Raw genomic sequence first — 3,320 nt, 5'->3', positions numbered from 1 at the left:
AAATCTGGAAGAACCTATGATGAATTAGGCGATGCAATAGAAGAAAAATTAAGCGTAATACCAGGGGTTTTTATCGAAAAAAGTCAGCCTATTCAAATGCGTTTCAATGAATTAATGACAGGGATTAAACAAGATGTTGCCATAAAAATATTTGGCGAAAACTTGGATAGTCTTTCTGTATATGCCAAAAAAGTGGAAAATGTGATTGTAAACGTAAAAGGCGTTTCAACACCACAAGTGGAGCAAATCGATGGTTTGCCACAAATTAATATCGAATACGACCGTTTACGCATCGCTAATTATGGGCTAAATGTTGAAGACATCAACAGTATTGTAAGTACTGCTTTTGCAGGAAAAGCAGCAGGTGTAGTTTACGAAAACGAGCGTAAATTTGATTTAGTAGTTCGTTTAGACAGTACGTCAAGAAGAAGTATCGACGATGTGAATAATCTATTGATACCGACACCTACTGGCAATCAAATACCATTATCACAAGTTGCAAAAGTAGATTTTAAATTAGGGCCTGCACAAATAAGCCGTGAAGCAGGAAAACGTAGAATTGTAATTGGTTTTAATATCCAAGACAGGGATGTACAAAGTGTAGTAAAAGAAATTCAAGAAAAGTTGGCGACGAAAGTAAAGTTACCATCGGGTTATTATTTTACCTATGGAGGCACATTTGAAAACTTACAAAAGGCATCCAATCGTTTGATGATTGCTGTTCCTATTTCCTTACTTCTCATTTTTATGCTTTTGTATTTTACATTCAATTCAATGAAACAAGCCAGTTTAATATTTTCAGCAATTCCAATGAGTGCCATTGGTGGCGTGTTCGCTTTGCTAATTCGAGGAATGCCTTTTAGTATTTCCGCAGGTATTGGTTTTATTGCATTGTTTGGTGTAGCCGTATTAAACGGAATTGTATTGATTGGCACATTCAACCAACTCGAAAAAGAAGGTTGGGATGATGTTATAAAACGGGTAATTGAAGGAACAAAAATCAGACTACGCCCAGTATTGATGACAGCAACTGTTGCCTCTTTAGGCTTTTTACCAATGGCGTTATCGCATAGTGCGGGTGCTGAAGTACAAAAACCATTGGCAACTGTTGTTATTGGCGGATTACTTACTGCTACATTTTTAACCTTATTCGTATTGCCTTTGCTTTACATTATATTCAATACAAAAATTAAATTAAAAGGAAAACCAGAAGTGAAATCAATTACAACAATTTTAGTTATCGGATTATTATTTTCATTCAATAATAGTCAGGCACAATCTCGTAAATCTATTGATGAAGTTTTGACTTTAGGTTTAAAGGATAATTTGCAATACAATATCAATCAATCTCAAATCTCAAAAAATCAGTTTTTGATAAAAGGGAATAAGGAATTTTCTAAAACGGGCATTTTTATAGAAAATGAAGATTTGCGACCTTCGGATAAAACTGGAATTTGGAAAATCGGTTTACAACAAAGCTTCTTTATGCCACAGGTAAACCAAGCCAAGAAAAATTACTATCGCGAGCAAACCAAATATTATGAATTCAACAAAGAAGTAATCAATACTGAATTGAAAAAAAATATTCGTTTGGTATATTATCAATTGTGGTATTTACAAGACAAAACGGCTTTATATCAGCGATTAGACAGTATTTATATTGGTTTACTAAAAACCACTATTGTAAAAGTCAAAACAGGAGAAAGCGCTGGGATTGAAAAAATTTCCGCTAATGTTAAGTTGAAAGAAATTGAAACAAACATCACGCAACTTCAAAAAGAAATGCTAATGCAACAACAGGCATTAATGCAATTATTGAATAGTTCAGAAGCGATTTTGCCACTTTCTAAATCGTTAGAAAAATTAGAATATGGTTTACAAAGTACATCAGACAACCATCCAAGTATCCTTTTATTGCAACAAAATGTAGCTATTGCCAATAGTGAAATCGCGATACAAAAAAGCAATCGATTACCAGATTTTTCCGGTAGAGTTTTTTCGCAAAAATTGTATGGTGTTGAGGATCCATATACTGGTTTCTCATTTTCAACTTCATTTCCTGTTTTCGGAAGTGGTGCCAATAGAAACAAAATAAAAGCGGCTAAAGCCGAAAAAGAAGTGCAAGAACAACAATTGCAATATCAAACGCAAATATTAAAATCTTCTTTAGCACAACGCCAGACAGAAGTTGAAAAAAGCGTGTCGGGTTTACAATTTTATGAAACTTCGGGTTTGCAACAAGCTGAAGAAATTATAAAGGCTGCTAATCTATCTTATCGAGCAGGAGAAATAAGCTATGCCGATTTTTCATTGTATTTAAGCCAAGCTATCGAAATACGAAAAAATTATTTAGATAATTTAAATGCTTACAATCAAGCGATTATTGAATACAATTATTTCACAAACAAATAAATTAAAAAAAAATGAAATCTTTAAAAATAAAATATAAAAATTGCCTTTTGTCCTTTGCTCTTTGCCTATTTCTAATTTCTTGCGGTAATAAAGAAAACAAACCTCAAGAAGAGGAGCAAAAAGTTGTAAAAGAAGAAGTCGAACCAACAATTGCTTCCCTCACGGCTGAACAAATAAAAACGGTAGATGTCCAGTATGGAACAATTGAGCAAAAACAATTAACGGCTACACTCAAGGCAAATGGTGCTTTAAGAGTGCCTAACAATAACAAAGCAAATGCAACGTCACTTTATGGTGGCGTTATCAAAACTATCAATGTTCAATTGGGAGATTTTGTAAAAAAGGGTCAAATAATTGCCACTATTGCTAATCCACAATTCATACAATTACAAGAAGAATATTTGAGTACTGCCAGTAAAATAATTTTTGCAGAACAAGAAGTAGCAAGACAAAAAGAACTTAATGAGGGTAACGCAGGTGCATTAAAAAATTACCAAAGTGCCAATGCGGAACTAAAATCAATGAGAACTCGCAGAGCTTCTTTGCAACAACAAATTCAAATGATGGGCATCAATCCAAATAGTTTAAACAATAGTAATTTGCGTTCTTCTTTGTCGGTTGCAAGTCCTATTAGCGGTACTATAAGCAATGTATTTGCAAAAATTGGAAGTTATGTAGATGTGTCTTCGCCAGTTGCCGAAATTGTAGATAACTCTCAATTACATTTGGATTTGAATGTATTTGAAAAAGATTTACCTATGCTCAAAGTCGGACAAATTATTCATTTTAGAATTACCAATAATTCAGGCGAAGATTATAATGCAAAAGTATATTCAATAGGTGCTTCTTTTGAAAACGATAGTAAGAGCATACCAGTTCACGCCACAGTGCAAGGCAATAAATCGGGG

General features: G+C 33.7%; 2 protein-coding genes. Both read left to right on the top strand.

Features of this window, described 5'->3' with window-relative positions:
• On the top strand, nucleotides 1-2,412 hold a 2,412-nt coding region (locus tag ACH2BG_RS07975), incomplete at its 5' end, for an efflux RND transporter permease subunit (RefSeq protein ID WP_395047175.1).
• A gap of 11 nt (nucleotides 2,413-2,423) precedes the next feature.
• A partial coding sequence (locus ACH2BG_RS07970; RefSeq protein ID WP_395047174.1) for an efflux RND transporter periplasmic adaptor subunit occupies nucleotides 2,424-3,320 on the top strand: 897 nt, incomplete at its 3' end.

This window comes from Flavobacterium sp., from assembly GCF_043779715.1.
Lineage (GTDB): Bacteria > Bacteroidota > Bacteroidia > Flavobacteriales > Flavobacteriaceae > Flavobacterium.
Note: the sequence above shows the minus strand (reverse complement) of the source record. Positions and strands in the feature narration are given on the sequence as shown.